Origin of the sequence: Halobellus captivus (assembly GCF_003697845.1) — an archaeon.
In the GTDB taxonomy this organism is placed as follows: domain Archaea; phylum Halobacteriota; class Halobacteria; order Halobacteriales; family Haloferacaceae; genus Halorubrum; species Halorubrum glutamatedens.
The window spans coordinates 324,137-346,617 of record NZ_RDQE01000001.1 but is presented as its reverse complement, the minus strand read 5'-3'; the positions used below and the strand labels follow the sequence as shown (position 1 = coordinate 346,617).

The 22,481-nt window shown below is 68.6% G+C and carries 26 protein-coding genes; 16 read left to right on the top strand and 10 right to left on the bottom strand.

The window, feature by feature from the left end:
* Nucleotides 1–85: 85 nt before the first annotated feature.
* Nucleotides 86–622 (bottom strand): inorganic diphosphatase, encoded by a 537-nt coding sequence (locus tag EAO78_RS01810; RefSeq protein ID WP_122104143.1) that lies wholly within the window; start codon nt 620–622, stop codon nt 86–88.
* Between the two features lie 432 nt (nt 623–1,054).
* Here EAO78_RS01810 and EAO78_RS01805 point away from each other — a divergent pair, with 432 nt between their 5' ends.
* On the top strand, nt 1,055–1,408 hold the full coding sequence (locus EAO78_RS01805; protein ID WP_122104142.1) for a PadR family transcriptional regulator: 354 nt from the start codon (nt 1,055–1,057) through the stop codon (nt 1,406–1,408).
* A gap of 136 nt (nt 1,409–1,544) precedes the next feature.
* On the opposite strand, the gene EAO78_RS01800 is transcribed toward EAO78_RS01805, so the two are convergent.
* Both EAO78_RS01800 and rnhA read right to left on the bottom strand, forming a co-directional pair.
* On the bottom strand, nt 1,545–2,252 hold the full coding sequence (locus EAO78_RS01800) for a DUF7108 domain-containing protein (RefSeq protein ID WP_122104141.1): 708 nt from the start codon (nt 2,250–2,252) through the stop codon (nt 1,545–1,547).
* On the bottom strand, nt 2,239–2,835 hold the full coding sequence (gene rnhA / locus EAO78_RS01795) for a ribonuclease HI (RefSeq protein ID WP_122104210.1): 597 nt from the start codon (nt 2,833–2,835) through the stop codon (nt 2,239–2,241). The genes EAO78_RS01800 and rnhA overlap by 14 nt, the downstream gene beginning before the upstream one ends.
* A gap of 124 nt (nt 2,836–2,959) precedes the next feature.
* Here rnhA and EAO78_RS01790 point away from each other — a divergent pair, with 124 nt between their 5' ends.
* Nucleotides 2,960–3,961 (top strand): transcription initiation factor IIB, encoded by a 1,002-nt coding sequence (locus EAO78_RS01790; RefSeq protein WP_122104140.1) that lies wholly within the window; start codon nt 2,960–2,962, stop codon nt 3,959–3,961.
* A 399-nt stretch (nt 3,962–4,360) separates the two neighbouring features.
* Entirely contained in the window at nt 4,361–5,686 is a 1,326-nt protein-coding gene (nreA, locus tag EAO78_RS01785; RefSeq protein WP_122104139.1) for a DNA repair protein NreA, read from the top strand.
* Here the strand turns inward: nreA and EAO78_RS17845 are convergent.
* Nucleotides 5,667–5,807, bottom strand: a complete 141-nt coding sequence (locus EAO78_RS17845; protein WP_162498043.1) for a hypothetical protein — start codon at nt 5,805–5,807, stop codon at nt 5,667–5,669. The two genes, nreA and EAO78_RS17845, sit on opposite strands and share 20 nt — an antisense overlap.
* 14 nt (nt 5,808–5,821) lie before the next feature.
* Here EAO78_RS17845 and EAO78_RS01780 point away from each other — a divergent pair, with 14 nt between their 5' ends.
* Entirely contained in the window at nt 5,822–6,034 is a 213-nt protein-coding gene (locus EAO78_RS01780; protein ID WP_122104138.1) for a preprotein translocase subunit TatA, read from the top strand.
* A 197-nt stretch (nt 6,035–6,231) separates the two neighbouring features.
* On the opposite strand, the gene EAO78_RS01775 is transcribed toward EAO78_RS01780, so the two are convergent.
* The 3 genes from EAO78_RS01775 to EAO78_RS01765 form a co-directional block, all read right to left on the bottom strand.
* Nucleotides 6,232–6,678, bottom strand: a complete 447-nt coding sequence (locus tag EAO78_RS01775; protein ID WP_122104137.1) for a DUF302 domain-containing protein — start codon at nt 6,676–6,678, stop codon at nt 6,232–6,234.
* Between the two features lie 97 nt (nt 6,679–6,775).
* On the bottom strand, nt 6,776–7,081 hold the full coding sequence (locus EAO78_RS01770; protein WP_122104136.1) for a DUF5789 family protein: 306 nt from the start codon (nt 7,079–7,081) through the stop codon (nt 6,776–6,778).
* 55 nt (nt 7,082–7,136) lie between these two features.
* A complete protein-coding gene (locus EAO78_RS01765; RefSeq protein ID WP_122104135.1) occupies nt 7,137–8,246 on the bottom strand; it encodes an aminopeptidase P family protein in 1,110 nt (369 codons plus the stop codon).
* Nucleotides 8,247–8,343: 97 nt separating this feature from the next.
* Here EAO78_RS01765 and EAO78_RS01760 point away from each other — a divergent pair, with 97 nt between their 5' ends.
* Nucleotides 8,344–8,523, top strand: a complete 180-nt coding sequence (locus tag EAO78_RS01760) for a hypothetical protein (RefSeq protein ID WP_122104134.1) — start codon at nt 8,344–8,346, stop codon at nt 8,521–8,523.
* A 61-nt stretch (nt 8,524–8,584) separates the two neighbouring features.
* Nucleotides 8,585–8,815 carry a DUF7543 family protein gene (locus tag EAO78_RS01755; RefSeq protein WP_122104133.1) on the top strand — a complete coding sequence of 77 codons (231 nt, stop codon included), beginning with the start codon at nt 8,585–8,587 and terminating at the stop codon, nt 8,813–8,815.
* Nucleotides 8,816–8,853: 38 nt separating this feature from the next.
* Here EAO78_RS01755 and EAO78_RS01750 read toward each other — a convergent pair whose 3' ends face one another.
* Nucleotides 8,854–9,207: a VOC family protein gene (locus tag EAO78_RS01750; RefSeq protein ID WP_122104132.1), complete on the bottom strand. Its 354-nt coding sequence runs from the start codon at nt 9,205–9,207 to the stop codon at nt 8,854–8,856.
* 130 nt (nt 9,208–9,337) lie between these two features.
* Here EAO78_RS01750 and EAO78_RS01745 point away from each other — a divergent pair, with 130 nt between their 5' ends.
* On the top strand, nt 9,338–9,583 hold the full coding sequence (locus EAO78_RS01745) for a hypothetical protein (RefSeq protein ID WP_122104131.1): 246 nt from the start codon (nt 9,338–9,340) through the stop codon (nt 9,581–9,583).
* 443 nt (nt 9,584–10,026) lie between these two features.
* Here the strand turns inward: EAO78_RS01745 and EAO78_RS01740 are convergent, their stop codons facing one another.
* Nucleotides 10,027–11,436: a tRNA(Ile)(2)-agmatinylcytidine synthase gene (locus EAO78_RS01740; protein WP_122104130.1), complete on the bottom strand. Its 1,410-nt coding sequence runs from the start codon at nt 11,434–11,436 to the stop codon at nt 10,027–10,029.
* Nucleotides 11,437–11,691: 255 nt separating this feature from the next.
* Here EAO78_RS01740 and EAO78_RS01735 point away from each other — a divergent pair, with 255 nt between their 5' ends.
* Nucleotides 11,692–12,663: a transcriptional regulator gene (locus tag EAO78_RS01735; RefSeq protein ID WP_122104129.1), complete on the top strand. Its 972-nt coding sequence runs from the start codon at nt 11,692–11,694 to the stop codon at nt 12,661–12,663.
* Between the two features lie 27 nt (nt 12,664–12,690).
* Here the strand turns inward: EAO78_RS01735 and EAO78_RS01730 are convergent, their stop codons facing one another.
* On the bottom strand, nt 12,691–14,037 hold the full coding sequence (locus tag EAO78_RS01730) for a nucleotide-binding protein (RefSeq protein ID WP_122104128.1): 1,347 nt from the start codon (nt 14,035–14,037) through the stop codon (nt 12,691–12,693).
* A gap of 148 nt (nt 14,038–14,185) precedes the next feature.
* On the opposite strand from EAO78_RS01730, the gene ahaH reads away from it, so the two are divergent.
* The 8 genes from ahaH to EAO78_RS01690 all read left to right on the top strand — a co-directional run bounded on the left by ahaH (nt 14,186) and on the right by EAO78_RS01690 (nt 22,384).
* On the top strand, nt 14,186–14,527 hold the full coding sequence (gene ahaH / locus EAO78_RS01725) for an ATP synthase archaeal subunit H (RefSeq protein ID WP_122104127.1): 342 nt from the start codon (nt 14,186–14,188) through the stop codon (nt 14,525–14,527).
* 21 nt (nt 14,528–14,548) lie between these two features.
* A complete protein-coding gene (locus EAO78_RS01720) occupies nt 14,549–16,774 on the top strand; it encodes a V-type ATP synthase subunit I (protein ID WP_122104126.1) in 2,226 nt (741 codons plus the stop codon).
* A gap of 190 nt (nt 16,775–16,964) precedes the next feature.
* Nucleotides 16,965–17,216 carry an ATP synthase subunit K gene (locus EAO78_RS01715; protein WP_066412079.1) on the top strand — a complete coding sequence of 84 codons (252 nt, stop codon included), beginning with the start codon at nt 16,965–16,967 and terminating at the stop codon, nt 17,214–17,216.
* Nucleotides 17,217–17,237: 21 nt separating this feature from the next.
* Nucleotides 17,238–17,816, top strand: a complete 579-nt coding sequence (locus EAO78_RS01710) for a V-type ATP synthase subunit E (RefSeq protein WP_122104125.1) — start codon at nt 17,238–17,240, stop codon at nt 17,814–17,816.
* Entirely contained in the window at nt 17,813–18,859 is a 1,047-nt protein-coding gene (locus tag EAO78_RS01705) for a V-type ATP synthase subunit C (protein WP_122104124.1), read from the top strand. The genes EAO78_RS01710 and EAO78_RS01705 overlap by 4 nt, the downstream gene beginning before the upstream one ends.
* Nucleotides 18,856–19,185 carry a V-type ATP synthase subunit F gene (locus EAO78_RS01700; RefSeq protein ID WP_122104123.1) on the top strand — a complete coding sequence of 110 codons (330 nt, stop codon included), beginning with the start codon at nt 18,856–18,858 and terminating at the stop codon, nt 19,183–19,185. Before EAO78_RS01705 ends, EAO78_RS01700 begins: the two co-directional genes overlap by 4 nt.
* Before the next feature lies 1 nt (nt 19,186).
* Entirely contained in the window at nt 19,187–20,959 is a 1,773-nt protein-coding gene (locus EAO78_RS01695; RefSeq protein WP_122104122.1) for an ATP synthase subunit A, read from the top strand.
* A gap of 3 nt (nt 20,960–20,962) precedes the next feature.
* Nucleotides 20,963–22,384 (top strand): V-type ATP synthase subunit B, encoded by a 1,422-nt coding sequence (locus EAO78_RS01690; protein WP_122104121.1) that lies wholly within the window; start codon nt 20,963–20,965, stop codon nt 22,382–22,384.
* The last annotated feature ends 97 nt before the right edge of the window (nt 22,385–22,481 follow it).

The following is a 22,481-nucleotide window of genomic DNA, read 5'->3' as shown; positions in this document are numbered from 1 at the left end:
TAAAACATCGATGCGAGGGTCACCATACGCGTCGGTTATCCATCGGCGGGCGCGACCGCTCCCGTTCGCGTCCCGACCGCCCTCGTTAGGCTCCGAACTCCTCGTCGTAGAGGTCCTGGGCGTGCTCGATCGCCTCCTTCGCGGTCGCCGCGTCCTCCCAGCCCAACGTCTCGACTTCCTTCCCCTCCTCCAGGTTCTTGTACGTCGAGAAGAACTCGTCTATCTCGTCGCGGATCTGCTGGGGGATGTCCTCGAGGTCCTCGACGTGATCGAACCGCGGGTCCTCCGTCGGCACCGCGATCACCTTGTCGTCCTGCTCGCCGTCGTCGTCCATCTTCATCAGCGCGACGGGTCGGGCCTCGATCACGCAGCCGGGGAACGTCTGGTCCTCGACGAGCACCATCACGTCGAAGGGGTCCTCGTCGTCGTAGTACGACTGCGGGATGAATCCGTAGTCGTACGGGTAGTGGACGTTCGAGTGGAGCACCCGATCGAGGACGACGCCGGGAACGTCCTTGTCGTACTCGTACTTGTTGCGCTCGCCCTTGAGACACTCCACGATCGCGTAGATCTCGTCGGGGGCGTCCGGCCCCGTTTCGAGGTCCTCCCAGAGGTTTACCATGTATCGGGTACTGCGACGAACGCGTGGAAAATCCTTTCGGGACGCCCCGGACCGACCACGCGGCCGCCTCGATGCACGTCGGGCCCTCCTTCCGCGCGTGCTCCCGAGTAGTCGTCCCGGTGTCCCAGAAATATTCCCCTGAGACGTTTCGAGTATTCCCATAGGATGATTCCAACCGATCGGGACCGATTCGGCCCCGTTCGGACGGTCCTCGATCGTGGATCCGTCACCGTTTTGCCGGTTTCGTTGTCTACGGTAAGTGTATACTCGTTTGAAACCGACGGATCGTTTTTCACCCCTCATCGGGCCATCACGCGGAAACGCCGGATCGATCGCTCGAAACGCCCATTCGTCGGTCTCGATCCCGTTGAGAGGTCGTAAATTCGATGAACGTTGAGAAAGGTTATAAGTCAGGGAACTTTTCTATCCGGCATGTCAGAGGCACGATCGGTTCCTGAAGCATCGACGACCGCACACGACTTGACCGCGTTCCAACAGAACATCCTGACGATCCTCGCGGAGGAACCCATGTACGGGCTCGCGGTCAAACGTGAACTCGAGGCGTACTACGGCTCCGAGGTGAACCACGGTCGGCTCTACCCCAACCTCGACGACCTCGTCGATGACGGCTTCATCGAGAAGAGCGAACTCGACAAGCGCACGAACCAGTACGCGCTCACCGACGCCGGCCACGACGTCGTCCTCGGGCAGTTGGAGTGGGTACTCGACCGTTTCGTAACCGACGAAGGCCGTGCGGCCGAGGTGCGGGCGCTCATCGAGGAGTAGCCCGCTCCGTCGCGGAACGTTGCAGTCCGTCCTTTCGACCCCCGGAGCCCTGGCTCCGTCGGCACAGCTCGTGCTCGCGGGTGGACGGTTCCGAGTGTAACTGAACGTGGCCGACTGCGAGCGTGACTGCGGTCCGCTACGGCGCCGGCTCGTCGAGCGCGGCCGCGACGCGCTCGATCGTCTCGAGCGACTCCTCGAGGGCCGCCCGTTGCTCGTCGGTCGGCCAGGCGTTCCGCGGGAAGAACTCCTCGCGGAACTCCGCGCGCATCTCGGGGGTCGCGTCGTCGACCGCGCGCACGTAGTGGTTGCTCATGAACGCCGCGAAGCTCCGGGCGGTCTCGGCGTGGACCTCGTCGGCCCGCTCGGCGACCGCGTCGGCGACCGCGTCGTTGTAGCCGGCGACCTCGCGGTAGCGGTCGGCATCGCCCGGCCCGGAAAGCGACACCTCCACCGCCCGATCCGTGTCCTCGATGCGGTCGAGTTGGACGGTCCCCGACTCCATCCACTCCTCGGGGTACAACACGAGCGTGTCGTCCTCCTCGCGGAGTCGCGGCGTGTACTCGTGGTCGGTCACCAGATCGTCCCGGCGGTCGCGGTATCCCTCCGCGGCCGCGGGGTCGACCGCCTCCCGCGCGAGTCGGGTGAGGCGTTCGGCCTCGTCGACGACCTCAACCGGTACGTCGGGAACCCGTTCGGACCCGTCCTCACTCGGCGTGTCAGCCCCGCTTTCGCCGTCCTCGTGGCCCTCGTCCGAGTCGTCGACCCCCTCGTCGTCCTCGGTCGCCATCAGCTCTCGTGCCCGTTCTTTCGCCCACTCCGGTGGCTCGTCGTCAGTTCGCGTCATCGAGTGCCTCGTTCGCCAGGTCGTCGGCGCGCGCGTTTATCTCCCGCGGAACGTGCGCGATCGACCAGCGGTCGAACCGGTCCAACAGCTCGCGGGCCCGGACGCGCCTCTCGCGTAACGTCGGATCGTTCGCGTTCCACTCGCCGCGCACCTGTTTCACGATCAGTTCGGAGTCCCCCCGGACGTCGATCTCGTCGAAGCCGTACTCGTCCGCCGCCTCCAGCGCGCGGATCAGCGCGGCGTACTCCGCCTGGTTGTTGGTGACGCGGCCGATCCGCTCGCTTCCCTCGGCGACGACGCCGTCGGCGGTGACGAGACACCAGCCGACCGCGCCGGGTCCGGGGTTCCCCCTGGACGCGCCGTCGAAGTAGACGTGCGCGCGTCCGCCTCCGTCCGCGAGAAGGTTCGTCAGTCGAGCGGGATCGCTTCCCTGGACGACCACCTTGTCGTCGTAGGCGACGGCGACCGCCCCGTCGCGCTCGGCGCGCCACCGCTCGTGGGCGGTGTTTCCGGCGTCGATCCGGACGCCGGCGTCCTCCAGACGAGCCCGCGCGTCGGCCGGATCGCAGTCGATCGTCGGCATCTCTCGGGAGTCGGTGTCGGCGACCCAAAGCGTTGTCCGTCGGTCGGTGCGGTACCTCCGCGGCCGCTCGATCCGATCGCTCACGAACTTTTAAGTCAGTCGGTAAACGTAGTATATAAATGCGATGACACGGCCCACCCGGCAACGGGATCACGACCGGCAGCGCGTGCGGGACGAGGACGCGGAGGGATCGAAAACCGACGAGGTGGACGTCGAAGAAGTCGATCCCGACGAGCTGGACCCCGACGACCTCGACCCTGCGGAGCTCACCCGGACGGCCGACGGCGAACTGATACACGAGGCGACCGGGCTCATCGTCGAGGAGGAGCAGATCGACCCCGGCCCGGAGTGGCGGGCGTTCAACCACTCCGAGCGGCAGTCGAAGTCCCGCGTCGGCGCGCCGACGACGAAGACGATGCACGACAAGGGGCTGACGACGACGATCGACTGGAAGGACAAGGACGCGTACGGGCGCTCCATCTCCTCGAAGAAGCGCTCGCAGATGCATCGGCTCCGCAAGTGGCAGGAGCGGATCCGGACGAAGGACGCGGGCGAGCGCAACCTCCAGTTCGCGCTCTCGGAGATCGACCGCATGGCGAGCGCGCTGGGCGTCCCCCGGTCGGTTCGGGAGGTCGCCTCGGTCATCTATCGACGCGCGCTCTCGGAGGACCTCATCCGCGGCCGCTCGATCGAGGGCGTCTCCACCGCCGCCCTCTACGCCGCCTGTCGCAAGGAGGGGATCCCCCGATCGCTCGAGGAGATCTCCGACGTCTCGCGGGTCGATCGCAAGGAGATCGGCCGGACGTATCGCTACATCTCCCAGGAGCTCGGACTGGAGATGCGGCCCGTCGACCCCCAGAAGTACGTCCCACGGTTCTCCTCCGAGCTCGGCCTCAGCGAGGAGGTCCAGTCGAAGGCCAACGAGATCATCGAGACCACCGCCGAACAGGGGTTGTTGTCGGGGAAGTCCCCCACCGGCTACGCCGCCGCCGCCATCTACGCCGCGTCGCTTCTGTGTAACGAGAAGAAGACCCAACGCGAGGTCGCCGACGTCGCCCAGGTCACCGAAGTCACCATCCGCAACCGGTATCAGGAACAGATCGAGGCGATGGGGATCCACGCGTAGATCGTTGTTGGCGCGGTGAACCGTTTGCGATTCCAGCCGGTCGGCTATTCGGTCGTCAGGGTGACTACGAACACCGCCAAAGCCCCAGCCGGGAAGCGGGCGCACACTCGCTGTGCTCCTCGTCACTCGCGTTGGTCGTTCCTGCGGTGCTTACGTCGTCTGCGCCCGCTTCCCGGCTGCCCCTTTGTATCCCACCCGACCTCACGATCCCGCACCTCACGCCTCCCCAGCCTCGCGGTTCGCGCTCTTCGAGCGCTCACCGCGTCCCTCGCGATCGGTTCGCGGGTCCGCGACCCGCTCACCGGATCGCGCCGACCGCATGACGTAGTACGATCCGACTGAACTGGGACTCAGCGATCGAAGCAACGTTCAAGCCGGCCCGCCGCCAACGATCGACGAATGCGGCTCGACGAGTACCTCGAGTTCGAGGAGAACGAGCGGGCCGAGCGCCGGCGGCTCGCCCGCGAGAAGGACTACGGGATCGTAGAGCACCTCGACTCCTTCGAGCGGCGGTTCGACGCGGAGGTCTCGGACGACGCGGTCGTCGGCAGCGTCTCCCCGTCGATCTTCGTCGGCCGATCGGACTATCCGAACGTCTCGACGGGGCTGCTCTCGCCGGTCGGTCGCGAGGAGCGCGCCGCCAACTTCCGGACCTCCGGCGCGTGGTACGACGAGGACGTCTCGATCGCGGACGTCTTCGAGCGCCGGACCAGCCTGCTCAACGCCAACCGCGGCGTCGACGTGACCGACGCCGGGATCGGCAGTTCCGGGGTCGGAGCAACCGGAAGCGACGTGGCGAGCGTCCACGACGCGTGGGACGGCTGGCTCGGCGTCCAACGCGAGGTCGCGATCGCGGACCGCCCCGTCGACGTCGAGATCGGCCTCGACGGTACCCCCGACCTCGACTTCGAGGTCGGCCTCGAGGACGTGAAGACGCCGACCGGGCCGCGGGCGGCGGCACGGGACGCGTCGCTCGGGGAGAACCCGCACGTGCCGCGGCCGGTGAAGAAGACCCTCGAGGACGACGACTGGCGCGCGGAGGGGGCGATGACGTACCTCTACCGTCGAGGGTTCGACGTGTACGACATCAACACGATCCTCTCCGCGGGCGCGCTCGGGCGCGGGCGGGACCGGCGGCTCGTGCCGACCCGCTGGTCGATCACCGCCGTCGACGACACGATCGGACAGTTCCTCCGCGGGTCGATCCGGGACGACCCGTCGATCGACCGGATCGAGGTCCACCGCAACGAGTACCTCGGCAACGCGTTCTGGGTCGTTCTCGCACCCGGGGACTGGGAGTACGAGCTGGTCGAGATGAAGGCGCCCGGCTCGATCTGGAACCCCGACCCCGACGCCGGCGTCTACCTCGCGGCCGCGAGCGAGGGCCGCGAGGGGCGGACGGGGTACGTCGAGGAGACCGCGGGCGCGTACTACGCGGCTCGCCTCGGCGTCCTCGAACACCTCCACGACCGCGGCCGGCAGGCGAAGGTCCTCGTCTGCCGGCACGTCTCCGACGACTACTGGGGACCGGTCGGCGTCTGGCAGGTGCGCGAGGCCGTCCGGAACGCCTTCGAGGGCGAGCACGGCACCGCGGAGACGTTCGGCGAGGCGGTTCGCGGCGTCACGGAGCGGCTGCCGATCTCGCTCGGGCGACTCCGGCGGAAGTCGACGATGGCGGCGGGACTCCAGGCGAACCTCGCCGACTTCACCGGCCGAGACGACTGAGCGTCCGGGAGAGCGCGGCGGGGACGTCCGCGGGGAGGATGCTCACGTCGGGAGTGGCCGTGGCTCGGACGCTCGCCACCGTCGATCCGGCGGTCCGGACCGAGGGTTTTTGTCCCGTCATGACGAGCGTCAGACATGCTCGTTGCCCTCCTCGCGCAGTTCGGCGTCCCGGGCGGTCCGGAACTCGTGATCGTCGCGCTGGTGCTGTTGCTGCTCGTCGCTCCCGTCGCGCTCGGTGCCGTGGCCGTGTTCCTCCTCCTCCGCCGTCGGTCGGCGCTCGAGGAACGGATCGCGGAGCTGGAGTCCGAAATGGACCGGCTCCGCGAGCGCGTCGAGAACGGACGGTAATACCCGAACGTGAGGTGATCCGAGTCGGTCGGGATTACCTTCGATCGGACCTGCGAACCGGGAAACCCGCCCGGTTGGGATGGCTCCTCGCGGTCACGGAGGCGGGCCCGTCGGCGGCGGACGGGTCGAAGACGAACGAGAAGGAAGGTCCGGAGACGAACGGGAACCGAGTCGGGGACGTCGACGTCGCGGGCCGCTCAGTCCTCGAGGCGTTCGAAGACCTCGCCGACCATCTCGCCGGTGTCCTCGACTATCGCGTCCATCCCCTCGTCGTCGCTCGGGAGGCCGAGCAGCCGCGCGATCTTCATGATCGAGACGTGGTGGACGACCTGTCTCCCGGGTTCGACCTGTTCTATCACCATGTTACACGGGAACAGCGAGCCGATCCGGCCGTCGGTGGCGTCGAGCGCGCGGTCGGCCACGGCGGGGTTACACGCGCCGAGAACGTAGTAGGGATCGCGGTCGGCGTCGACCTTCTCGTTCAGCATCTCCGAGGGGGAGAACTCGACGGGGAAGCCGAACCCCACATCTGCACAGACCTCGCGGACGTGCTCGATAGCCGCCTCGTGGTCCATCTCGAGGGTCGCGCGTTTCTCGCCGAAGTCGTCGCCGTCCAGGTCGTCGGGATCGAACGGGAGCGTCATGTGCGACCGTCGGACCGGTACGGACAAAAAGGGTGTGCGTGTCGGCTCGTCGCGGGCGCGTCCGGGGGCTCGATCCGGCCGGGACGTTCGGGACCGCCTATTCCGTGGCGACCGGGCCGCTTCCCACCACGTCCTCGACCGCCTCGTGGAACTCGCCGCGGCTCTCGAAGAGCGGGACCTCCGATTCCTCGAGGACGGCGTCCAGGCTCGTCGGTCCGTCGGGAGTCCGGACGGTCGCGTCGCCCTCCTGGGCGCGCACGTCGCTTCGGGTCGCGGGCCACGTGAGCCGGGAGGCGACGCGGGCGACCGGCTCGCCCGCGACGTCGGGGCCGTCGCCGAGTTCGACGGCGGGCTCGGCGTCCTCTTCGGCCTCCGCGTCGGCCTCCTCGTCGCTTTCGCTCATGGCTCGCGATTCCGGTCGGTCGATGGTAACGGTTTCGGTACGGCCCCCTTCCTCCTCACCGCCACCCCCGATCGGTCGCGTTCAGTCGCTCCACGCCGTCGTCCGTGACGACGACCAGGTCCTCGATCCGACAGCCGAACCGTCCCTCGAGGTATATTCCGGGCTCGACCGAGAACACCATCCCGGTCTCCAGCTCGCGGTCGTTGCCCGCCACGACGTACGGCTCCTCGTGGACGTCGAGGCCGACCCCGTGGCCGGTCCGGTGGACGAAGCGGTCGCCGTATCCCGCCTCCTCGATGACCGACCGGGCGGCTCGATCGACGGCCGCCGCGGTGACTCCGGGCTCGACGGCGTCGACCGCGGCGGCCTGTGCCTCCCGAACGACCGCGTGAACCGTCCGATACTCCTCGGGCGGGTCGTCCGCGAACACGAGCGTCCGCGTCTGGTCGGAGGGATACCCGTCGACGCGCGTCCCGAAGTCGAGGACGACGGGGTCGCCGGCGCGGATCTCCCTGTCCCCGTGGCCGTGGTGCGGCTTCGCCCCGTTCGCGCCCGCGCCCACGATCGTCTCGAAGGAGGTTCCCTCGCCGCCGTGGGCCGCCAGTCGGTCGGCGATCCGGTCCGCGAGTTCGTGCTCGGTCATGCCGACCGCGTCGGAGCCGAATTCCCGGAGGTCCTCGACGGTCGCGTCGGCGGCCGCGGCCGCCGCCCGCAACGCGGCCAACTCCGTCCCGTCCTTGCGGACCCGGAGGTCGGCGAGCGCCTCGCTGGCGAGTCCCCACTCCGCGTCCGGCGCGATCGCCCGGAGGTCGTGAGTGAACCGCGCCCACATCGTGTCGTCGACGAGGAGTCGCCCGTCGCGGAGGTCGTGTGCCTCGAGGAGGTCCCGAGTCGCGGATCGCGGGTCGTCGCCGTCCGCCCAGGTCCGCACGTCCTCGACGCTCGTCTCCTCGCGGAGTTGGGTCCCGTACAGTGCCGGAACGAGCAGGCTCGGGTCGCCCTCGGCGGGGACGACGAGCAGGAAGTGGCGTTCGCCCGGCTCCGTCGCGAACCCGGTGAGATACTGGAGGTTCCGGCTCGGGAAGCAGATCAGCGCCTCGGCCCCGATCGCCCGGAGCCGCTCTCCCGCCCGGTCGCGGCGGGCCGCGTACGCGTCGTCGGTCATACACGCCCTCCGCCCGGCGGGAGCATATAAATCAGGGTGTGACTACCGTCCCATCAAGCGGGTCGTAACTATAGGGATCTCTCCCCTAATCCGAGCCATGGCGACCGATCACTTCACGTCGTTCGACTTCGGCGGTGGCACCGACCCCTCGACGTTCCGCTGTCCCGACTGTGGCGAGACCGTTCCGTCGACGTCCGTGCCGTACGACGCCCTCGGGTACGCCGTCTGTCCCGCCTGCTCGTACTCGGCCGGTCCCGAAGGCGTCGTCGACGCCTGAATCTCCGGCTCGCCGGGACGGGATCGCGTCGTTTTAGCCCCGCGACACCCCCAGTTCCCGTATGGCCTGGTCTCTGAAGCGGGAGGACGCGACGATCACGGAGTGGGAACGGTCGGACGGGTACGCCACGGTCCGGCTCCGCGAGCGCGGCGACGGCCGGTTCGTCGCGCGCCTCGACGTGATGGAGCAGGCCGTCGACGACCGCGCGTACGACCGGGTCGTCCTCGACGAGCGCGCCGCGGCCGAGGAGCGCGCGGCGGCGTGGCGTGAGGAACGCGACCTCGACGATTAACGGGTCGTTATGCGGAGAAGTCGCCTGAATCGGACGGATCAGGGCAGCTCCACGTCCTCGTTCAGGAACGCCTGACACTCCACGGTCCGGCCGTCGGGGTCAGTCGCGAAGAACTGGTAGATGTCGTATCTCTCGTTCTCGTGTGGCTCCTCGTCCGCGGCCTCGCCGAGGCGGTCGTGGGCGGCGTCGACTCCCGCACGGTCCGAGTAGACGAACGTCACGATCCCGCAGTCGTCGGTTCGATCCCGGTCACAGAACCCGACGAGGAGGTTCCCGTGGCGAAGTATCGTGCAGTCCGGCTGGTCGAGCCAGACGTCCATTCCCAGTCGCTCGCGGTAGAAACCGACGACCGCGTCGTGGTCCTCCGTCGCGTAGAAGACGATCCCTGACATGGTACCGTGGGTACGGCGGAGTGACTTAATCGCTCCGCCGAGTCGCACGGGTTCGAGGACTCGATCGGAACGAAGCGATCGATGGATCGCATCATAACGCTTTCCTGATCCGCGTGGCGCATCTCCCGACATGGTCCCTCCAGGATTTCGGCTGTTTCAGTTGGTCTTCCAGCTGATCGCCCTCTTCATCGTAGTCTTCGCGCTCGCGATGGCCGCGTTTCCTCGCCGGATGACCCGATGGCGGACGCGTGGGCCCGACGGCACGACGCGGATCGAACCGAGCCGGATGCGTCCTCTCGTGACGCGTCTCATGGGCGTCTTCGTCGCGGCCGTTGCCCTCCTCATGGCGTTCGGGAGCCGTGTGATACTCCCCTGAGAGGGGTCCTCGAGGGGACGACTTGACGTGCTCTCCGGTCCGTTTCGTATCGAACGGTCGGCGTGAGGCGTGCTCGAACGACCGGTCGTGCCGGACGTGCGCGCTCCGTTCAGGGCCTCGATGAACCAGAAGCGATCGAGGACCACGACGGAGTGAGCGAACGTACTCACTGAACCCTCCCGTTCGGGGGCATGACTGCGTGAAACACCTCCAAAGTCCCACCCCGAGCCGTACTGCCGGAAGTCGCTCCCGATCGCTTCGCTGCGCGGGCTGCGACTTCCCCGCTTCCGCCCTCTCACGATCGTGGCACCGCACGGCCCCGCACCTCACGCCTCCCCAGCCTCGTCGGCCGCCCGGAGGCGGTCGACTCCCTCGCGGTCCGGTCGCGGGCCGAAGGCCCGCTCCCGGGCGCGCCGACGGCGGACCGGGTCGCGCTCGACTCCCTACCGCTCCGGGTGGGTCGGCGCGTCGAACCCGCCGCGGACGAGCGGCTTCGCGACGTGTCTCCGGGCGCTCGGGGGGACCTCGTACCAGCCCGGCTCGAGATCCCGGTCGATCGGCTCCTCGACCTTCCCGGGGGCCGTCGTTCCGCAGTCGCGACAGCGATACCCCTGCCCCTTCCCCGCCGACGACATCCGCCGGTCGCACTCCGGACAGGTCGGCGTGGTCGGCTCCGTCCGGACCAGCTCGCGGGCGGCGAACTTCTCGAGTTTCAGGGTCGCTTCCGGGCCCGACGTCCCCTCGCGGACCTCGTGTTCGCCACACAGCGTCACGCGGTCGCCCGGGCGGAGCGCGCGCACGCGATCACGGAACCGCCCGGTCGGCGCGAACGCGACCGCCCGGAGGGCCGGACCGACCTCCGCCCCGTCGTCTTCGTCGCCGTCGTCGTCCACGCCGGCGACCGCGAGGTGGACGTGACCCCCTCGCTTCGTCTCCGGCTCGTCCGCGACGACGCCGGTCACGCGGTAGCCCGTCCCGTCGCGGAGGTCGCCGAGGGAGCCGTCGGCGAGGTGGGCGTCCGTCCCCTGATTGGTCACGAACGTTGCGGCGCGCTCGACCGGCTCGGAGTCGATCGCGCCCGCCACCCGCCGGCAGGCGGCCGCGTCGTCGCCGCGGATCCCGTGGAGGATCGGGCCCGGGGCGTTCGGGACGCAGACGACCTCGCCGGTTCCGCGGTCGACGGTGTCCCAGACGGTCGGATATCCCTCGTCCGCGGCTTCGAAGACGCTGTCGGCGTCGACGTCGCGGGGCGTTCCGCAGCGGTCCAGCTCCCGGTAGGAGATCCGCTCGAACGTCCACTCGTCGTGGGCGGCGGACGCGCCGACCGCGGCGAGCGCGCCGATCCGTCCGCGTCCCGGCGTCTCGTCGCCGTCCGCGCCGCCGGCTCCGAACCCGGCGTGGCGGAAGCCGTGGCGGTCCGCGAGGGCGACGGCCTCCGCGAGGTCCAGCCGTTCGCGAAGCGCCCGGCGGGCGAACGTCGCGACGTCGTCCGGGATCCGCTTCGCGAGGTCCTCCACGCCGTCGGCGAGCCCCGCGTCGGCGTCGCGGCCGGCGATCCCCGTGTTCGCCACCACGACGCCCGGCGAGGTTCGTGGGTCCTCGGCGGCCGCGAACTCCCGAACCGTCTCCCCGGCGATCCGGAGCGCCGCGTCGGCGTCGACGTCCGCGACGTGGAGCGCCACCGCGGCGTTCCCCCGGGTCTTGTGTTTCACCGCGGGGTTGAGCCGCACGAGCAGCCGTCGAGACACCCGCCCGCCGGCCGCCTCGAGCCGCTCTCCGAGCCGGACTCCGACGTACGTCGTGCACATGCCGCGGTCCCGCGAGTCGGTGTCGTCGACGGCGACGATCGGCATGGTCGGGGTTTCGTGCCGGCGGACAAGCCGGTTTCGACCCTTCGGCGGACGGATCGGCTTCCGCCCTTCGGTGGACGGACCGATTCCAACCCGGCGGACGAGCCGACGTCGACCCCGGATCGTCGACGCCCGGCACGACGAGAACACCTATATAACCGTATCGTCCGCCGTGGTTCGCAAAAACGCAAGGTGGCGCGGGTATCGACGAAACCTGCCGACACAACGTATATATGTTCCGAGCCGCTTGTCTCGGGTATGTCCCGGACTGCGCTGATCGAGAACGTCACCGCGATGCTGGAGGACGCGGGGTTCCTCGTCAGCGACCGGTGTGCGGTCCGGCCCAAGAGCTTCGACGTGGCCGTCCGGCGCGACGAGGACCTGTTGCTCCTCAAGATCCTCGGCAACGTCGACGCGCTCGACGCGGCGACCGGCGCGGAGATGCGACGGCTCGGCGAGTACCTCGAGGCGACCCCGATGGTGATCGGGATCCGGACCCGCGACGAGGAGCTGAAGCCCGGCGTCGTCTACTTCAGACACGGCGTTCCGGTTATCAACCCGGACACCGCCTACGAGCTGTTCATCGAGGGGATGCCGCCGCTGATCTACGCGGCCCCAGGCGGCCTCTACGTCAGTCTCGACGGCGACCTGCTGGCCGACGAGCGCGAGGAGCGCGGCTGGTCACTCGGCCGACTCGCGACCGAACTCGGCGTCTCCCGGCGGACCGTCTCGAAGTACGAGGACGGGATGAACGCCTCCATCGAAGTGGCGATCCAGCTCGAGGAGCTGTTCGACGAGCCGTTCTCCAGTCCGGTGGACGTACTGGAGGGGGCCGACGACGTCCGCGACGCGGACCCGACCCCCTCCGCACCCGACGCCGACCCGGACGACGAACACGTCGTCCACGTGCTCACCACCGCGGGCTTCACGGTCCATCCGACCGCCCGTGCGCCGTTCAAGGCCGTCTCCGAGGACGACGACGACCCCGTGATGCGGCTGCTCACCGGCCACTCGGCGTTCACGCCGGCCGCGAAGAAGCGCGCGCGGATCATGTCCTCCATCGGCGAGGTCGCTCACACCCGGTCGGTGTACTTCACCGAGGAGTCCGAGGACCGGGAGTCCGTCGACGGCACCGCGATCGTCTCCTGTGCGGAGATCGAGGACGTCAGCGACCCCGAGACGATCCGCGAACTGATCCGCGACCGCGCGGAAGCCCCGTCGGAAGCGTAGCCGGAGCCCGGGACGCTCGACCGACCGTCACCGGCCGAGCAGTCGGCTGAAGAACCCGCGCTTTCCGTCGTCTTTCCCGTCTCCTTCGTCCTCGTCGCCACCCCCGTGGTCGTCGCCCCGCTCGTCGTCGTCGTCCGTGTCACGGTCGTCGTCGCTCGCGCCCGTGAGCGCGGTGTCCATCGTTCCGGTGTCGTCGTCGCGGAACGGGACGCTTCCCGCGAGGTCCTCGTCGACGTCTTCCTCGGCGTCTCCTCCGTCTTCCGCATCGACGTTCTTCCCGTCGTCTTCCGCACCGTCCGCATCTCCTCCGATTCCCTCATCGGGATCCGGCTCCGCCTCCCCGATGAGCTCGGTCGAGTCCTCGTTTCCGTCGTCGTCCTCCGCTGATTCCTCGGTGACCGTCTCCGTCTCGGTGACGTCGTCGTCCGGGGCGTCGTGGTCGGCGTCTTCCCTCGTTCCGGTCTCCTCGGTCGTCTCAATCTCGTCCGTCTCCGTCTCGTCCGTCTCCGTCTCGTCCGCTTCGGTCGTCTCCACCGGGTCCGTCTCCGACGCCGACTGCGGATCCGAATCGGCTCCGGTCTCCGGATCGGTTTCCGAGTCCGCATCGGATTCCGGCTCCGCGACGTCGAATCCCGTCAGTGCTCGAGTCAGTTCGCGGTACGCGCGACTCGCCGGCGCACTCGGGTCGAAGGTCGTCAGGGGCGCTCCGGCCGCGCTCGCGCGGGCGACCGTCGGGTCCTCGGGGATCCGCGCGAGCACTTCCGTCGCGAGGATCTCGTCGACGATGTCGACGGTCGGGTCCTCCGAGTCCGCCGTTCCGTCGCCCTCGGCGAGACCCTCGGGTTCGTCCTCGTCGCCGCCGACGCGGGTGATCGCCGCGCCGGCGACGTGGCCGCCGATCCGTTCGGCGAGCTGTCGGGTCTTCTCCGTGTCGCCGAGCGCGCTTCGGTCCGGCGTGGAGACGAGAAGCGTCTCGTCGGCCAGCCCGACGGGAAGCGTCGAGTCGTGTGAGAGCCCCGCCCCCGAGTCGAGGAACACGTACTCGGCGTCCGCGAACGCCTCGATGACCCCGGCGAGCTCGGTCGGATCGGCGGCCGCGTACGCGTCGAGATCGGGGTCACCCGGAACGACGCGCAGCCCGGCGGGACCGTCGTGGACGGCCTCGGTCGGCTCCGCGCGCCCGGCGAGCACGTCGTGGATCGTCGTCTCGCCGGGGACCATCCCCAGCGCGTCGGCGAGGTTCGCCATCCCCACGTCGGCGTCGATCGCGACGACGTCGGCGCCCGACTCCGCGAGGACCGTCGCTATCGCCGCGGTCGTGGTGGTCTTCCCGACGCCACCCTTCGCCGACGCGACCGCATACACCGTTGCCATACCGTCAGGGTCCGGCGACTGGTACTTAAATGTAGGCGGCGAGAGGCGGGACCGCCCGTTCCACCGCGCTCGCCGTTCTCCGCCGGCTCGCCGAGCGGTTCCGCAAACACCTTATACGTCGCTCGTGGACGTTCACGCGATCAGTAGAATGGCGAGACCAGAGGTGCTCGACCGGATCAAGGAGGCTGAAACGGAGGCGGACGAGATCATCGCGGAGGCGGAATCGGACGCCGACGAGCGCCTCGCCGAGGCCAGATCGCGCGCGGACGAGATCCGCGCCGAGGCCGAGGAGGAGGCGGCGGCCGAGGCCGAGGCTCGGCTGGAGTCCGCCCGCGAGGAGCTCGAGGAACGCCGCGAGGAGATCCTCGCCGAGGGACGCGAGGACCGCGAAGCGCTCGAATCGACCGCCCGCGAGCGGGTCGACGACGCCGTCGACTACGCGGTCGAACGGTTCGAGGAGGCGGTGAAAGGGCAGGCGACGGGGGAATGAATGGCGCTTAGACCGGAGCGAATGAGCAAGGTGTCGGTGACGGGCTCGAAGCGCGTCATCGACGACGTGATCGAGGCGGCGTACGACCACCACTCGCTTCACGTCACCGACTACGACGACCGCTACGAGGGCTTCGAACCCGGCACGTCGCTGGCGGGTGCCGAGGACGTCAACGAGCGGCTCGTCACGGTCCGCTCGCTCGAGAGCATCCTCGACGTCAGCGCCGAGGACGCCGACGGTCCGGGGAAGCTCGCCGACGACGCCCTCACGGCCGAGCTCGAGGAGACCCGCGAACGCGTCAACGAACTCAACGACCGGCGCGACGAACTCCGGGGGGAGATACGCGACCGTCAGGAGGAGATCGATCGGATGGAGCCGTTCGCCGAGCTCGGCATCGAGCTCGACCTCCTCGGCGGGTACGACTCGCTCGAGGTCGTCGTCGGCGAGGCGAAACCCGACGCGATCGAGGACGCCCTCGAGGCGGCCGACGGGATCGACGCCTTCGAGGTCTTCTCCGGCGGGAACGTCGCGGCCGCGTTCGCCGCTCCCGCTGACGACGCCGAGGCGGGCGTCCTCCAGGACGCGCTCGTCGGCGTCGACGTCGCGTTCCTCGAGGTGCCCGACGCGGACGCGAGCCCGGCCGACTACGTCGCCGAGCTCGAGGGCGAGCGGGCGGACCTCGGAGAGGAGCTCGACGCGGTCGACGCCGAGCTCGAGGAGGTGAAAACGGAGGCCGCGGGGTTCCTGTTACGTGCCGAGGAGCAGCTCACCATCGAGGCACAGAAGAAGCAGGCGCCGCTCTCCTTTGCGACCACCGAGAACGCGTTCATCGCGGAGGGATGGATCCCGACCGCGACGGTCGCGGACTTCGAGGCGGTCATCGCCGACGCCGTCGGCGACCACGCCGAGGTCGAGGAGCTGGAGCGGGCCTCCTTTACCCCCGACGGCGACCACCACGTCGAGGCGGTCGCCGACGGCGGCTCCTCGGGCGGCGTAGCGGGCGAAACGTCGGCTTCGTCCTCGGCGACCACCGCTGACGACGCCGACCGCGAGGCGGCCACCGACGGCGGCCACGCGACCCACGGGAGCGACGACCCGCCGGTCGTCCAGGACAACGGCAGCGCGGCCGGTCCGTTCGAGGTGCTCGTCCGGGGCTTCGGTCGCCCGAAGTACTCGGAGTTCGACCCGACGCTTCTGGTCTTCCTCACGTTCCCGCTCATGTTCGGGTTCATGATCGGCGACGTGGGATACGGGGTGTTGTACGCCGCGATCGGCTACTTCCTGTACAGCAACTACGAGGGAACGTTCCGCGAACTCGGCGCCGTCGCGCTGTGGGCCGGCGGCTTCACGGTCCTGTTCGGGATCTACTTCGGCATCGACGTCTTCGGCTACCACGCCTACCAGCTGCTGCCCGGCGACGTTCACTGGCCGGTCGACGGGAAGGGCCTCTCGCCCGCGGACATCGACTGGGCGCTGTCGTTCCTCGTCGCCAGCGTGGTGTTCGGGCTCGTTCACCTGAACGTGGGACACGTCCTCTCGTTCGTGAGCACCTACCAGCGACACGACCTGAAACACGCGCTGTACGAGGGCGGCTCGTGGCTGTTGATCCTCAACGGCGCGTGGATCTGGATCTTCAGCCAGCACGTCCCCGGTCCGAAGCCGGACTTCCTCTTCGAGTCGTTCTCGATCCTCACCTTCGGGGCGGTGTCGTTCGCCGGGTTCCCCGTCGCGGTCGGGTACGCCGCCATCGCGGCCGTCGTGCTCGGGGTCGTCCTGCTCGCGATCGGCGAGCCACCGGAGCTCGCTGAGGTGCTCGCGCCGATCGTCAACGCCATCTCGTACGCTCGGATCATGGCGGTGCTGCTCGCGAAGGGCGGGATGGCGCTCGCCGTGAACCTGCTCGCGTTCGGCGCGTACATCGACGACGGTGGGGACGGGAGCTTCCACTTCATCTTCTCCGCCGACTACCTCGCCGAGGTGCAGAACACGGCGGACTACGAGCTCGTCTTCGCGGGGATGACGACCGCGTTCGATCCGGCCTCGATCGGAGCCGTCGGCGTCCTCGCGCTAGTCGGCGGGATCGTCGTGGCGGTCGTCGGCCACCTCGTCGTCCTCGCGCTCGGGATCACGTCCGCCGGCATTCAGGCCGTACGTCTCGAGTACGTGGAGTTCTTCGGGAACTTCTACGAGGGCGGCGGCGACGCGTACACGCCGTTCGGCTACGACCGGAAACACACCGAGGAGTAGCCGGTTCGGCGACGTCGAGTCGTCCGCCGTTTCGGGGCGTATCTTCCCGTTCGTTCGGTTCCCTAGAGCGTGTTCTATCGCCCTTCTGAGTCCCCTCGCGGTGGTTCTCGTCGGTCGTTTTGGGAAGCTTTATGTCCACTGTGGCGGCAACTAGCTACTGTTCGGAGACGAGCAACCGCAACTACTACCAATGCTTGAAGCTACCAACGCACTCGGGAACGCCGTACTGTCCACCGGAGGAACGCTCACTGACCCCAGCGCCGCGGCCGCGCTCGCCGTCGGGCTCGCCGCTCTCGGTGCGGGATACGCGGAGCGAGGCATCGGTTCGGCTGCCGTCGGCGCGATGGCCGAGGACGACGACCTCTTCGTCAACGGGCTCATCCTGACGGTCCTTCCCGAGACGATCGTCATTCTCGCGCTCGTCGTCGTCTTCATCGTCTAAGCGGCACTCCCTTTCACACCAATGAGTTTGGAAACCGTCGTTGAGGACGTTCGAGACGAAGCCCGCGCGCGTGCGGAGGAGATCCGCGAGGAAGCCGAGGCCGAGGCGGAGGAGATCGTCGCCGAGGCGGAGGCCGACGCCGAGCGCATCCGCGAGGAGCGGCTCGCCGAGGTCGACCGGCAGATCGACCAGGAGCGCGAGCAGACGCTCTCGTCGGCCAAGCTCGAGGCCAAACAGGAGCGGCTCGGCGCACGTCGTGACGTCCTCCAGGACGTGTACGACGGCGTCGAGGAGGCGATCGCCGACCTCGAGGAGGACCGTCGGCGCGAGCTGACCGAGGCCGCTCTCGACGCCAGCCTCGCGGAGTTCGACGGCGACGCGGACGTCGCCGTCTACACCCGCGCGGAGGACGTCGACCTCCTCGAGGAGCTCGTCGCGGATCGGAACGCGCAGGTCGACGGCGAGGTCGACTGTCTCGGCGGCGTTATCGCCGAGAGCGACACCTCCCGCGTCCGCGTGAACAACACGTTCGACTCGGTCCTGGAGACGGTCTGGGACGACGAGTTGAAACACGTCTCGGAGCGACTGTTCGACCAATGAGCGCCGCCGGCAGCTCGAACCCGGAGTTCGTCGTCGCGCGGGTTCGCGCCCGCCGCGGCCAGCTCTACGGGGACGAGGAGTACCGCAAGTTGGTCCGGATGACGCCCGCCGAGATCGCCCGGTTCATGGAGGAATCGAGCTACGAGACGGAGATCAACGCCCTGGGGAGCCGCCACGGCGGCGTCGACCTGATCGAGTACGCGCTGAACGCGAACCTCGCGAAGCAGTTCGAGGGGATCCTCGACTGGAGCGAGGGTGCGCTGTACGACCTGATCGCCCGGTACCTCCGGAAGTTCGACGCGTGGAACGTGAAGACCGTGATCCGCGGCGTCTACACCGGCGCGAGCCAGGAGGAGATCGAATCCGACCTCATCCGGGCCGGCGAGTTCGACGACCGCCGGATCCGACGGCTGCTCGAGGCCGACTCGATCGACGCCGTCGTCGAGACCCTCGAGGACACGATCTACGGCGACCCGCTCCGCGAAGCGTACGCGGAGTACGAGGAATCGGACGTGCTCGTCCCCCTCGAGAACGCGGTCGACCGCGTCTTCTACGAGCGCCTCCTCGAGAACCTGCCCGGCGGCGAGCCGATCCGGCAGTACGAGGCGTTCCTCAAGGCGGAAGTCGACTTCCGGAACGCGACGAACGCGCTCCGGCTCGCCCGCTCGGGCGCGGAGATCGACCCCGCGGAGTACTTCATCGAGGGCGGCGAGCTGTTCACCCGCGACACGCTCGCGCGGCTCGCCCGGAACGTCGACGAGCTCGTCGAGTACATCGCGGAGAGCGGGTACGCCGACCAGCTCGGTCCGGCGCTGCGCGAACTCGAGGAGGCGAACAGCCTGATCGCGTTCGAGCACGCGACCGACGCCGCGCTGTTGGCGTACGGCGACAGGCTCGGCACGGTCCACCCGGTGTCGGTGACGCCGGTCATCTCGTACATCCTCGCGAAGGAGCGCGAGGTGGAGAACATCCGTGCCATCGCCCGCGGGAAGGAGGCCGGTCTGTCAGCCGACGACATCGAATCGGAGCTGGTGATAACATGAGCCAGGAGATCGCCGTCGTCGGCAGTCCGGAGTTCACGACGGGATTCCGGCTCGCCGGCGTCCGCAGGTTCGAGAACGTGCCGGACGACGAGAAGGACGAGCGGCTCGACGACGCCGTCGAACGGACGCTCGAGGACGAGAAGACGGGCATCATCGTGATGCACGACGCGGACCTCGACCACCTCTCGCGGGGGACCCGCGAGCGGGTCGAGGGGAGCATCGAGCCCGTGCTCGTGACGCTCGGCGCAGGCGGCGCCGGAAGCGGCGGGCTCCGCGACCAGATCAAACGAGCCATCGGCATCGACCTGATGGAGGAGGACGACTAACATGAGCAAAGCAGAATCCACGGAGACCACCGGTGACGGTGTCATCCAGAGCGTGAGCGGTCCGGTCGTGAGCGCCCGCGACCTCGACGCCCGCATGAACGACGTCGTCTACGTCGGCGACGAAGGCCTCATGGGGGAAGTGATCGAGATCGAGGGCAACATCACGACGGTTCAGGTGTACGAGGAGACCTCCGGGGTCGGCCCCGGCGAACCCGTCGAGAACACGGGCGAGCCGCTGTCGGTCGACCTGGGTCCGGGAATGCTGGACGCCATCTACGACGGCGTTCAGCGTCCCCTGGACGTGCTGGAGGGCAAGATGGGAAGTCCCTACCTCGACCGTGGGGTCGACGCGCCAGGCATCGACCTCGAGAAGGAGTGGGAGTTCGAGCCGCTCGTCGAGGTCGGCGACGAGGTCGGCCGCGGCGACGTGGTCGGCGTCGTCGAGGAGACGGTCACCATCGACCACAAGGTGATGGTGCCCCCGGACGCCCTCGAGGAGGACGAGACCGCGGAGATCGCCGCCATCGAGGCCGGCTCCTTCGACGTCACCGAGACGGTGGCGGAACTCTCCGACGGGACGGAGGTCACGATGCATCAGGAGTGGCCGGTGCGCGAGCCCCGTCCCTCCGCGAACAAGAAGACGCCCCGGACGCCGCTGGTGTCCGGCCAGCGCATCCTCGACGGGCTGTTCCCCATCGCGAAGGGCGGGACGGCCGCCATCCCGGGGCCGTTCGGCTCGGGGAAGACGGTCACCCAGCACCAGCTCGCGAAGTACGCCGACGCCGACATCATCGTCTACGTCGGCTGCGGCGAGCGCGGCAACGAGATGACGGAGGTCATCGAGGACTTCCCCGAGCTCGAGGACCCGGCCAACGGCAACCCGCTCATGGCCCGGACCTCGCTCATCGCGAACACGTCGAACATGCCCGTCGCGGCGCGTGAGTCCTGTATCTACACGGGGATCACGATCGCGGAGTACTACCGCGACATGGGATACGACGTGGCGCTCATGGCCGACTCCACCTCGCGGTGGGCGGAGGCGATGCGCGAGATCTCCTCGCGGCTGGAGGAGATGCCCGGCGAGGAGGGGTACCCCGCGTACCTCGCCGCCCGCCTGGCGCAGTTCTACGAGCGGGCCGGCTACTTCGAGAACGTCAACGGGACGGAGGGGTCCGTCTCGGCGATCGGCGCGGTGAGCCCGCCCGGCGGCGACTTCTCGGAGCCGGTCACGCAGAACACGCTGCGGATCGTGAAGACGTTCTGGGCGCTCGACGCGGACCTTGCCGAACGGCGGCACTTCCCGTCGATCAACTGGAACGAGTCGTACTCGCTGTACAAGAACCAGCTCGACCCCTGGTTCCAGGAGAACGTCGAGGAGGACTGGCCCGAGAAGCGCCAGTGGGCCGTCGACGTGCTCGACGAGGAGACGGAGCTCCAGGAGATCGTCCAGCTGGTCGGCAAGGACGCGCTGCCGGACGACCAGCAGCTCACCCTCGAGGTCGCCCGCTACCTGCGTGAGGCGTACCTCCAGCAGAACGCGTTCCACCCGGTGGACACCTACTGTCCGCCGGAGAAGACGTACCTCATGCTGACGACGATCGAGACGTTCAACGACGAGGCGTTCGACGCGCTGGAGGCCGGCGTCCCCGTCGAGGAGATCATCGACGTCGAGTCCGTCCCGCGGATCAACCGGATCGGCGTCCAGGAGGACTACGAGGAGTACGTCGAGGAGCTGAAAGCGGACATCACGGAGGAGCTTCGGAGCCTCTACTGAACCATGAAAGAGTATCAAACCATCACCGAGATCAGCGGCCCCCTCGTGTACGCCGAGGTCGACGAGGCCATCGGCTACGACGAGATCGTCGAGATCGAGACGGCACAGGGGGAGACGCTGCGCGGTCAGGTGCTCGAGTCCTCGGAGGGCGTCGTCGCCATCCAGGTCTTCGAGGGCACCTCCGGTATCGACCAGAACGCGTCCGTCCGGTTCCTGGGCGAGACGATGAAGATGCCCGTCACCGAGGACCTCCTCGGGCGGGTGCTCGACGGCTCGGGCCGCCCGATCGACGACGGCCCGGAGATCGTCCCGGAGGAGCGACAGGACATCGTCGGCGCGGCGATCAACCCGTACTCGAGGGAGTATCCCGAGGAGTTCATCGAGACGGGCGTCTCCGCCATCGACGGCATGAACACCCTCGTTCGGGGACAGAAGCTCCCGATCTTCTCGAGTTCGGGCCAGCCGCACAGCGAACTGGCGATGCAGATCGCCCGGCAGGCGAGCGTGCCCGAGGAGGAGGAGAGCGGCGACGAGGAGGGCTCCGAGTTCGCCGTCATCTTCGGCGCGATGGGGATCACCGCCGAGGAGGCCAACGAGTTCATGGAGGACTTCGAGCGCACCGGCGCGCTCGAGCGCTCCGTCGTCTTCATGAACCTCGCGGACGACCCCGCGGTCGAGCGGACGGTCACCCCGCGGATGGTCCTGACGACGGCCGAGTACCTCGCCTTTGAGAAGGACTACCACGTGCTCGTCATCCTCACGGACATGACGAACTACTGCGAGGCGCTCCGTGAGATCGGCGCGGCGCGCGAGGAGGTTCCGGGCCGGCGTGGCTACCCCGGGTACATGTACACCGACCTGGCCCAGCTGTACGAGCGCGCGGGCCGGATCCAGGGTCGCGAGGGCTCGGTCACGCAGATCCCGATCCTCACCATGCCCGGCGACGACGACACCCACCCGATCCCGGACCTGACCGGGTACATCACGGAGGGGCAGATCTACGTCGACCCCGACCTCAACAGTCAGGGGCTCCAACCGCCGGTGAACGTCCTCCCCAGCCTCTCACGGCTGATGGACGACGGGATCGGCGAGGGGCTGACCCGTGCGGACCACGGCGGCGTCTCCGACCAGATGTACGCGGCGTACGCGGAGGGCGAGGACCTCCGCGACCTCGTGAACATCGTCGGTCGCGAGGCGCTCTCCGAGCGTGACAACAAGTACCTCGACTTCGCGGACGCGTTCGAGACGGAGTTCGTCGACCAGGGCTTCGAGACGAACCGCGACCTCGAGGAGACGCTCGAGATCGGTTGGGACCTCCTCTCGATGCTGCCGAAGGAGGAGCTCAACCGCGTCGACGAGGAGTACATCGAGGAGTACTACCGCGAGGACGACTCCGAGCGCGAAGTCGTCGAAGCCGCGGACTGACGCTCCGGATCCACTTTTCATCGGCACGACTTCGGATCGAGGACGCCGTACGCCCGCGAGCGACGCGTCTCCTCCGTATTCGCCGCACACGTTTTGT

Excerpts from the sequence above, each read along its gene's own strand:
- EAO78_RS01720 (WP_122104126.1), top strand. The coding sequence starts at position 14,549 with ATGAGCAAGGTGTCGGTGACGGGCTCGAAGCGCGTCATCGACGACGTG.
- EAO78_RS01710 (WP_122104125.1), top strand. The coding sequence starts at position 17,238 with ATGAGTTTGGAAACCGTCGTTGAGGACGTTCGAGACGAAGCCCGCGCG.
- EAO78_RS01755 (WP_122104133.1), top strand. The coding sequence starts at position 8,585 with ATGGCCTGGTCTCTGAAGCGGGAGGACGCGACGATCACGGAGTGGGAA.
- EAO78_RS01770 (WP_122104136.1), bottom strand. The coding sequence starts at position 7,081 with ATGAGCGAAAGCGACGAGGAGGCCGACGCGGAGGCCGAAGAGGACGCC.
- EAO78_RS01805 (WP_122104142.1), top strand. The coding sequence starts at position 1,055 with ATGTCAGAGGCACGATCGGTTCCTGAAGCATCGACGACCGCACACGAC.
- nreA (WP_122104139.1), top strand. The coding sequence starts at position 4,361 with ATGCGGCTCGACGAGTACCTCGAGTTCGAGGAGAACGAGCGGGCCGAG.
- EAO78_RS01765 (WP_122104135.1), bottom strand. The coding sequence starts at position 8,246 with ATGACCGACGACGCGTACGCGGCCCGCCGCGACCGGGCGGGAGAGCGG.
- EAO78_RS01760 (WP_122104134.1), top strand. The coding sequence starts at position 8,344 with ATGGCGACCGATCACTTCACGTCGTTCGACTTCGGCGGTGGCACCGAC.
- EAO78_RS17845 (WP_162498043.1), bottom strand. The coding sequence starts at position 5,807 with ATGACGGGACAAAAACCCTCGGTCCGGACCGCCGGATCGACGGTGGCG.
- EAO78_RS01690 (WP_122104121.1), top strand. The coding sequence starts at position 20,963 with ATGAAAGAGTATCAAACCATCACCGAGATCAGCGGCCCCCTCGTGTAC.
- ahaH (WP_122104127.1), top strand. The coding sequence starts at position 14,186 with ATGGCGAGACCAGAGGTGCTCGACCGGATCAAGGAGGCTGAAACGGAG.
- EAO78_RS01790 (WP_122104140.1), top strand. The coding sequence starts at position 2,960 with ATGACACGGCCCACCCGGCAACGGGATCACGACCGGCAGCGCGTGCGG.
- EAO78_RS01810 (WP_122104143.1), bottom strand. The coding sequence starts at position 622 with ATGGTAAACCTCTGGGAGGACCTCGAAACGGGGCCGGACGCCCCCGAC.
- EAO78_RS01750 (WP_122104132.1), bottom strand. The coding sequence starts at position 9,207 with ATGTCAGGGATCGTCTTCTACGCGACGGAGGACCACGACGCGGTCGTC.
- EAO78_RS01730 (WP_122104128.1), bottom strand. The coding sequence starts at position 14,037 with ATGGCAACGGTGTATGCGGTCGCGTCGGCGAAGGGTGGCGTCGGGAAG.
- EAO78_RS01695 (WP_122104122.1), top strand. The coding sequence starts at position 19,187 with ATGAGCAAAGCAGAATCCACGGAGACCACCGGTGACGGTGTCATCCAG.
- EAO78_RS01745 (WP_122104131.1), top strand. The coding sequence starts at position 9,338 with ATGGTCCCTCCAGGATTTCGGCTGTTTCAGTTGGTCTTCCAGCTGATC.
- EAO78_RS01715 (WP_066412079.1), top strand. The coding sequence starts at position 16,965 with ATGCTTGAAGCTACCAACGCACTCGGGAACGCCGTACTGTCCACCGGA.
- EAO78_RS01700 (WP_122104123.1), top strand. The coding sequence starts at position 18,856 with ATGAGCCAGGAGATCGCCGTCGTCGGCAGTCCGGAGTTCACGACGGGA.
- rnhA (WP_122104210.1), bottom strand. The coding sequence starts at position 2,835 with ATGCCGACGATCGACTGCGATCCGGCCGACGCGCGGGCTCGTCTGGAG.
- EAO78_RS01780 (WP_122104138.1), top strand. The coding sequence starts at position 5,822 with ATGCTCGTTGCCCTCCTCGCGCAGTTCGGCGTCCCGGGCGGTCCGGAA.
- EAO78_RS01735 (WP_122104129.1), top strand. The coding sequence starts at position 11,692 with ATGTCCCGGACTGCGCTGATCGAGAACGTCACCGCGATGCTGGAGGAC.
- EAO78_RS01705 (WP_122104124.1), top strand. The coding sequence starts at position 17,813 with ATGAGCGCCGCCGGCAGCTCGAACCCGGAGTTCGTCGTCGCGCGGGTT.
- EAO78_RS01775 (WP_122104137.1), bottom strand. The coding sequence starts at position 6,678 with ATGACGCTCCCGTTCGATCCCGACGACCTGGACGGCGACGACTTCGGC.
- EAO78_RS01740 (WP_122104130.1), bottom strand. The coding sequence starts at position 11,436 with ATGCCGATCGTCGCCGTCGACGACACCGACTCGCGGGACCGCGGCATG.
- EAO78_RS01800 (WP_122104141.1), bottom strand. The coding sequence starts at position 2,252 with ATGACGCGAACTGACGACGAGCCACCGGAGTGGGCGAAAGAACGGGCA.